This is a genomic window from Vibrio sp. HS-50-1, from assembly GCF_024747315.1.
GTDB classification, from domain to species: domain Bacteria; phylum Pseudomonadota; class Gammaproteobacteria; order Enterobacterales; family Vibrionaceae; genus Vibrio; species Vibrio diabolicus.
On record NZ_JAMPZF010000024.1, the window covers coordinates 928,723 to 937,749 of the forward strand.

Genomic DNA, 9,027 nt, shown 5'->3' on the forward strand with positions numbered 1-9,027 from the left:
TACTCAAGCACTGTTATTTATGATGTTTCGTCTCAGTTATGAGATGAAATAGCAAAAAGCAACACGAATTTTTAGGAGAAATACCGTGAAATGGAACCGACTAAATATTGCTTGCTGCTGTAGTTTAATGGTGTCTATACCCGTTTTCGGTCAAACTTTAGAGCAAGCAGTGGCATTGACGTTAAAAAACAATCCTGACATTAAGAGTGCATTTAATGAATTTACGAGCAGAAAATACGTAAATGAAGCCTCTTCGGGTGCTTACTTGCCCTCTATTGATCTAGATGCGGGAATTGGGTATGAAGGATTAGACCCTTCTGACGAGGTGGGACGTGGGGATACAGATTACACTCGAAAGGAAGCTTCGGTAACACTAACTCAGCTCATATGGGATGGCAGTGCAACCTTAAATGATATAGATCGTACCGCAGCTGACGCTGAATCAGTAAGATTTCAACTTTTAGCCGATGCATCAGATAAAGCACTTGAAGTCACCAAAGTGTATCTAGATGCAGTAAAAGCTTACGAAATACTCAAGCTGTCTGAAAACAACCTGGCTGTTCACAAAGATATTTACGAAGACATTAAAAAACGAGTCAACTCAGGTATCGGCTCTACCGCTGACTTAACACAGGTAGAAGCACGTTTGGCAAAAGCACACGGTAATTTGGCAGCTGCTCAAAATAATTTGTACGACTCTCACACTATGTTCACTCGTTTAGTGGGTCAAACCCCGCAAGGGTTGATCTTTCCAAGAGCGGATCAGAATTTCATTCCATACACCATTGATGAAGCGGTAGGTTTGGCATTTGAGCTGCACCCTGTCATTCAAGTCGCGCTCGCAGACGTGGACTCTGCTAAGTTTCAATACAAACAGTCTAAAGGTGTTAATTACCCAACCATTTCCATTGAAGCTTCGCAAACATGGCGTGACGACGCTGATGGTTTAAAAGGTCGAAGTGATGAGACACTTGCCATGCTGCGTCTACGCTACAACCTATTTAATGGCGGCAGTGACGCTGCAAACTCAGAAAACTTCGCCTATCAGTTAAACAAAGCGAAAGACTTACGTGAAGGTGCTTATCGCAATGTTGAAGAAGGGTTAAGGCTTTCATGGAGCGCGCTTGATTTAACATTACAACAAAAAGAGTTTCTGTCAGATCATGTTGACTCTGCGTCTGAGACCGTAATTGCTTACGAGAAGCAATATCGCATCGGTAAACGAACACTGCTTGATCTATTGAACACTGAAAACGAGCTCTTTGAGGCGCGTAAAGACTACTTAGATTCTAAATACGCAGAGCAGTACGCCAAATATCGAGTGATGAACGCAACAGGTCAACTGTTGAGTGCATTAAGGGTCGAAATGCCTAAAGAATGGCTAGAAGAAGTGGAGTATTAATTATGAAACACATAACTCTTATTGCACTCTCATTGATGATTTCGGCATGCAGTTCATCCGATAAAGGCGATGAATATGATTATATTGATACGCCAATTGCCGATCAGTGGGCTGATCATATAGATGATGACTCAGACGGCGTTATTAACGAGCGCGATTTGTGTCCGGGTACTCCTTTAGGAGCCGAGATAGATAACGATGGCTGCGGTTCGTATGTCGACTCCTCACAAGAAATGCAAATTCGAGTCCTATTTGCGAACGATTCCGATGTGATCAATCCTATCTTTACGGAGCAAATTCGAGAACTATCCGACTTCTTGAAGGAGTATCCAAATACATCGATAGAGATTCAGGGCTATGCCAGTCGTACTGGTACTGCAGAACACAATCTTGACTTATCTAAACGCCGCGCTGAGAACGTTAGAAAAGAACTCATGATGAATGGCATTAGTGGAGATAGAGTCACCATTGTCGGCTATGGAGACACGGTACTTGCAACACAAGGCACCGACCAAGTGAGTCATGCGTTGAACCGTCGAGTCACCGCAACGGTGATTGGCCACAAAGGTGAAGTGAAGAAAGAGTGGACCGTTTTCACGACACTTCCTAAGAGCTAACATCGCAATGAACGGAGCTTAAAAATAAAAGGTCTAGCAAATTGCTAGACCTTTTTTGATTTTAAATTTGACTACAGTTTAGCGCTACTACATGTCTTTGTACTGAGCTTCTAAACTCGCAATTAAGCTTTGAGTCACATCATCGACACTCGCACCATCAAAATGGATGTCTAATGTCGAGCCACCTTTCGTAATACTCAAGTTCGCTTCCGAGCCGCCATCTGGTGCCACTTCTACGTGATACTCTCCGACATCACTAGTATGATCACCGGACTGAAGATCATTAAGAAGCTCTCCAATTTCATCTTTAGATAAGTCATCAAACAGATCGGAGAAGTCTAAAGTATCCTCATCTTTGTTGAAATCAGTAACGGTATCAACCTCGTTGGTCACTTCACTCCACTTAAAGATGTCAGAGCCCTCATCTCCCGTTAAGATATCATTACCCAAACCACCAATCAGAATATCATCACCTTCACCACCAACGAGTATGTCGTCACCACCCTGACCAAACAGTAAATCGTTGCCAGCACCACCAGATAAGTTATCCGACTTATCACCTTGGTGAGATTGGTTGAATTCTTCTAAGTTATTTTTAACGTATTCATGGATGTCTTCACCATCAATGGTAGAAACATCTTGACCCGTTTGCTGTGCCACATGTGATTGAATCGCACTCAAACCTTGCTCATTACCGCCAAATTCAATTAAATCACCCAGCAAGATATCGTCACCTTCTCCACCCTGAATAGTGTCTGAGCCTTGTTTTAGGGGCACATCTTGACCCAATATCGTTTCAGCAAGTTTAGTAACATCGATATCTGACTCTACCACACCATCAGTGTCATAATGCTTAAGTGTCTGTTCATCAACACCACTACCAAGACCTATCGACTCTACTGAAGACAATGCTGCTAACACTTGATACATATGTTGAGCTTGTGTTGAGCTGCCACCTTCATCGTAGTAACGGATAGAGCCATTATATCTGTCGATATCACCAAGGGTTCTGCCTGTTAGCGGTGAATATACCTGACCGTAACTATCTATAACGACATCACCTTTGTAGATAACCGTCTGTCCGTATGAATAATTATTGCTACTAACTATATCTTGCAGGGTAACAAGCTTGCCAGAATCATCGACATCCAAAATCACTTTCGAGAATTCATTCTGCGCTAAATGGTAGAGATGCGTTGCTCTATTTGGTTGACCATCAGTAACAAAGTACGTGATATTTTGGCCATTAGGGTTAGGTTGACTGCTAAACCATTCAACAGCTGACTGTAAACCCGCCTCATAGTTTGTGCCGCCGTCACCCTCATCACCTATAGCACTATTCAGTTCTTTTACAAACTCATCTCTTGCTGTTGGAGAACTCAAGTCAACGGAAATAACTGCTGACGCACTTGAAGCAAACTCACTGAGGTGAATATTCACTGTTCCAGGCTTCTCACCCTGATTTGCAGCGCTTAACAGTTCATCAAACACATCTAGTACTTCTTGCTTCGCAGTTCCTACCCAGTTACCCATGCTCCCTGAAGTATCCAAAACAAAGGCGATGTTGTAGTCCTGACCGGCAATGATCTCCAACCCTTGGACATCGCCAACAATAATATCGTGATCGTCACTGCCCGTTATCTGATCGTTCCCATGTGAACCCGACTCTAGAACATAGTCACGAGCTGTAAGCTCAACAGACTCTGTTGTTGAAGCGGCATCATTATTTGCTTCTTCAACCGACGTCGCGGTAACGCTTAGTGGGAACTCTAGACTACCTTCATAATCAAACGGTACTCTGATATCTAAAGAGACCTTACCGTTAGCATCCAGGGTGACAAGATAATTACCGTTTGCGTCCTGATTAACGGCATGTCCATCGATATACAGCTCTACACCATCCGGCAAACCTTCCACAAAAACAGTTTGCGCCAAGCTTTCACTTCCATCGACATCAACCAAATCAACGTTAATATCAACGGGAATCCAACGCTCTTGAAGCACTTCATAGGTGCCGTCGGGCTTCAATTCAACGACTTTGTCTGCAAAAACAATTCGTTCAATTTCATATAAGTGATCACCACGATCATCACTACCTGTGTGGTCGTTTACCGAATCGATAGAACGATTATCTAGCAAAATCCAATATGGGACTTGACCTCCATGATCGTCTTTGAAGGTCATTTTGTAGTCACTGAAGTTTCCAGTTAAGTAAACCGTATCTTGGCCATCATAATCTGTAATAGTGGACGCATCATCACCATAGAAAGAGTCGTTATTACCACCGCCAATAAATACGTCATCACCGCCGCCACCATAGAAGGTGTCATTGTAATCAGTCCCAACGAATAAGCTATCGGTATCACTTCTGTCGTTGTTGTCTCCTAGCATCACTCCGGCGTATGAGTGATTTTTTGGCTCGACATCATCCAAACCAAGATCAGCAGCGACGAGTTCATTCTCTGTAGGCGTTTTATCTATCGCAGAAGTAGCTAAGTTGTGATTAGGATCAACAGCATCTCTTTTTACTAACTCTCCAACATTAATCGTGATCGCAGGGGCATCTGCAACTGCAACAACGTTAATATCAAGCATATTTGTTGCGCCAGTATTTGTGGTGTAATTAATTAATGGAACATCACCTGACCAGTGCTCGGTAGGTTCAAATACATAACTACCATCTTGGTTTACTAATAAAGTGCCACTGGTCAAAGATACGTTTTCACCTACCGCATAGTCAGTGCCATTAATAGTAATGTGATCAACCATCAGGGTGTTGTCGTCATCAAAGTCGTTACGCAATACGTTACCCTGTAGCGAACTATCTTCGTTGGTCTTCCCAATATCACTTTCCGTTTCCGTCGGTAAGTTCTCATGTACTACAACATTGATCGCTAAGTTAGACTCTGCTGAATCACCATTCGCGCGTTCTGTACTCGTTGCCGTCAAATTGATTGTGAAGTCATCATGGGAGCCAGCTGGTGGAGTCACAGTAAGTGTATCTAATGCCCAACTTGTCACGTCCAGTTCTTCATCAATGGTTGCTACAGTAATAGAACTGTTTCCATCTGAAAGGATCGCACCTACAGGTAAGCCAGTTAGCGTGACTTTAAGTGATTCAGAGCCATCTTTATCATTTAAGCTTGTTTTAATTTCAGAGAGCGGTATCGCTGTATCTTGTAACCCTTCGTTCAGCTGATATGTTTCGTAAAACGCAACACCATTAACTTCTTGTAGTTCAGACGTTCTGATATCAGTTGCTTCTAGTGCACTTTCATCACTAACTACGTAAAGACTGCTGTTGCTCAGATTGACAGGTGTTTGTCCATTAATGGATACATCCACATTAAAGTTACCCGGACCACTTTGGTTATGGTGATAAATTTCAATTGGATAAAAGCCAGATACCGAAGGTGTAAAGCTAGCACCCTTAATATCACCACTGTCGCTACCCCAACGAGCTTGATCAAGTAACGTACCACCCAACTTGATTGCAAGGCTATCATCGGCTTGACCGACAAAGTCGTAACTCGAGCCAGCTTCGAGATAAACAAGAGATGTGACTAGAACGGCTTCATTTGCCAAGGTTGCATGAGTCCCTAAATCTTCCACATTTGACCAACTCAATTGAGTACCATCTGCTGCATCAAGAGCGTTGATCGCTGAGATTAGAGTCTCTCCATTGACCCCCATACCATCACTAGAACCAACTTGAACATTACTCCATGTCGTAACGTTAAACTCTTGTTGGGGTAATGAGTTCTCGTGCGTCACTGCGATTAAGTTCGGTTTATCAGCGATAGGGTTTACGTCTATTGTTAGTGTTGACTCTTGACCGGTACTCTGTCCATCTGTTGGTTTAAAGCCAATTTGAGCGTAACTAGACTCCTGGTCTCCGACTTGATTTCCGCCGAAACTGTCACTGCCAGACTCATTTAATTCAGGTACAAAACGAACACTGTTTTCATCAAAGAGCGATTTATCAAGCACTTGATGGATTTGGACAGACTGCCAATCGCCTTGCGAATCTTTATACTCTAATGACCCATCGCTAGGAAGCGTTGTGATTTGGACGGAGAGCTCTGATACGTTAGAGTCCACATCGCTAATACCGAATGATGACCAATCAAGCATCACTTGGGTATCTTCACTCATCTCAACCGCGGAAGGCGAAGATTCAGGAGCATCATTCACATTTACCAGAGAAACATTGACCTCGGCAGTATCAATCCCGCCAGTTCCATCGATAACCTCAACCTGAAGCGTATAATCGCCCAAGTCAACATCATCGATTGTCTTGTTCAATGAAATCTCTCCGCTTGTCGGGTCGATATCAAAAATACCATTAGTGGTCGAGCCATCTGCAAAGCGGTATACAAGCACGTCATTATCGTGATCTTCAGCAACGACCGTACCAATAATGGACCCACTCACCGTGTTTTCGTTAACTGACCCGAAGTCGTAAACATCATCATTTGGTTTGTCACCAGCACTATCGCCGCCAGAAATAAACTCTGGAGCGTGCTGAGCATCTATAATAGAGACTGTTGCTTCATTCGAGTCACTTGCAAGCGTCGAATCTGCACCAACCGTACCAATTAGAGTCACAGTTAGGTTTTCAAGATCTTCGTAAATACCATCATCGAGAGTTTTTATATCAATCGGCGCCGACGTTTTACCCGCTGGAATCGTGACTGTGTACGTACTTGGAGCAATATAATCTTTGTCATCAACATTCCCGCCGATTGTGAATGTTACCAGCACATCTTCATCTGCTTTTTGATCAATGTTGACGATAAATTTTGCATCACTACCTTCATCAACTGAGGATTGATCTGAGCTAATAGTCACTTTCGGTGCACTTTGGGCATCAACGATCACAACACTTGCGCTGTTATTTGAAGCAATGCTCGCATCAGCGCCATCCACCTCTTTAATGGTTACTGTGAAAGATTCTGCGCCCTCATAAATACCATCGGTGAGCGTCAGTAAGTCAAGAGCAGCTGAAGATTGACCCGCAGGAACTTCAACACTCAGAACGCCAACAAAATCTTTTCCATCTTGGGCCACGCCACTATATTCGACATGAACCGTAACGCCCTCATCTGCAACTTTATCAAGTGTCAGCGTAAAGCCTGCCGTTTCACCTTCATTTACGCTATTTTGATCGGCACTAATACTAACTAAAGGTGCAGGATCAGAATCCACAATATTTGCGTTACCAGTTACAATACCATTACTGGTGACACTACCGATTTCCGTAACCGTCAGACCAAAGCTCTCATCACCTTCATGGACATTATCTAGTTTGGTCGGGACTGCGACTTTAATTTCAGCGACACCTGGAGGTATAGTAACGTCTCCATTAGGCGCTATATCTAATGTTTGAGTTTGACCATGAGTATCCACATAGGTCACTACCATAGTGCCTAGATCAACATCTTCCGCAGTATAACTATCATTTGTTGTTGACTTCAGATTGACGACAACGGCCTCTTGAACAGGGTTAGAGAGTAAAACGGTAAATATTGCGTCAGTTCCTTCAATGACATCGCCAGCATCTACTACGCTAAGTTTTGTACTGTCATTATCAAGAACTGTTGCCGTCCCCGTTTCACCGCCGATCTCAAGAACGATCGTTTCGCTGCTTTCCACAACCAAGTCATCAATAGTCGGAATCGATATTTCGAAGCTACTTATACCTGCAGGAACAATCAAGTAACCACCTAAGAAAACAACACCATTTGTATAGGTTGCATTTGATAGATTTACGTCATTCTTATCAACTGAAGAACCTTGAGCAAGCATATCAACTTGGTACTTAACGGCAGTGCTGGTGACTTCATCTAGAACAACCGAGAACGTGACATTGTCACCCTCAGTCACGCTATCACCGACCACAGACAGACTTAGCCCATTTTCAGCAACATTACCATCTAGCATTTCATTAACGATATTGACTGTAGATGGATCGCTAACGCCACTTTCAGAGTCGACGGCCACATATCCAAAGCTGTCTTCGGCAGGAACACCTTCTACATAACGTAACTCCCAGTTACCTTCATTTTTCGTAGAAAAATCTAACTGAGTAATGACCGAACCTTCAGGAAGAGCTAGATCTTTCCCATAACCAACGCTTGTTTCTTGGAATAGCATGAAGTTGCCTTCAGGCTTCAAAAACTCGAACGTTTGAGTCTGTTGGACATTATTTGAATCTAAGTATGTAACCGTAATAAGTGCTGCGTTGTCATCACCGTAATCAAACAATCCACCTAGTCCATCTAGACCAAGGTTTACGCTGCCCACAGGGTTATTAGACAAATCGATCGTAATCGTTTCACCTTTCTCAATACCCTGCCCATCATTGTCAGCGATACCATTGCCGATATGTGACACCTGACGGTTGTATTGCGCAAGCTCATCGCTATCAGAAGAAATAGTGATAGAGGCTCCATTTGCTAAATGCTCAGTACGGGAATGTGATGGACCACCATCCTCACTTAATCCCCAGTTATTGAAATCTGTTGTAGATTCCGAGCCATTAGGCGTATTTGGACGATCTTTGATACCTAATAAGAAGCCAACATTATCAGCTTCATAGTAAAGACTGTCTTTGTCATAAAGCGTATCGCTTACTTCTTTAATTTCGTGCAACTCACCGTCACTATCTTTAAAGAACAACGTACCTGATGTTGGCAGTTCAGTAATCCGGACATGTAGATCGTTGCCTTTTAAATCGTCTTCAACATCCGCGATATGATCTTGAGAATCACCGCTACCCAGAGGTTTCGTATCGGTATCAAACACAACGTGCGTAAGCTGATCATCGGCCACATGCGTAAAGTCTTCACTGTCAGGTTTGTCGTTTACTGGCGTGACATCAACTTTAACAATGGTGGATTCACTGACACCACCAGAGGTGACGATATAGGTGAAAGTATCTTCACCATGATAGTTGTCGTTTGGCGTGTAGGTTACGCTGCCATCAGGGTTGACGGAGACTGTACC

Annotated in this window: 3 protein-coding genes; 2 read left to right on the forward strand and 1 reads right to left on the reverse strand. The window is 43.2% G+C overall.

Going from position 1 to position 9,027, the window contains the following annotated elements:
• Positions 1–85 precede the first annotated feature (85 nt).
• Together NDJ01_RS13835 and NDJ01_RS13840 are read left to right on the forward strand one after the other, a co-directional pair.
• Positions 86–1,402: a TolC family outer membrane protein gene (locus NDJ01_RS13835; RefSeq protein WP_170891452.1), complete on the forward strand. Its 1,317-nt coding sequence runs from the start codon at positions 86–88 to the stop codon at positions 1,400–1,402.
• A gap of 2 nt (positions 1,403–1,404) precedes the next feature.
• Positions 1,405–2,019 carry an OmpA family protein gene (locus NDJ01_RS13840; RefSeq protein WP_074190104.1) on the forward strand — a complete coding sequence of 205 codons (615 nt, stop codon included), beginning with the start codon at positions 1,405–1,407 and terminating at the stop codon, positions 2,017–2,019.
• A gap of 87 nt (positions 2,020–2,106) precedes the next feature.
• Here NDJ01_RS13840 and NDJ01_RS13845 read toward each other — a convergent pair.
• On the reverse strand, positions 2,107–9,027 hold a 6,921-nt coding region (locus NDJ01_RS13845; protein WP_258586867.1), incomplete at its 5' end, for a Calx-beta domain-containing protein.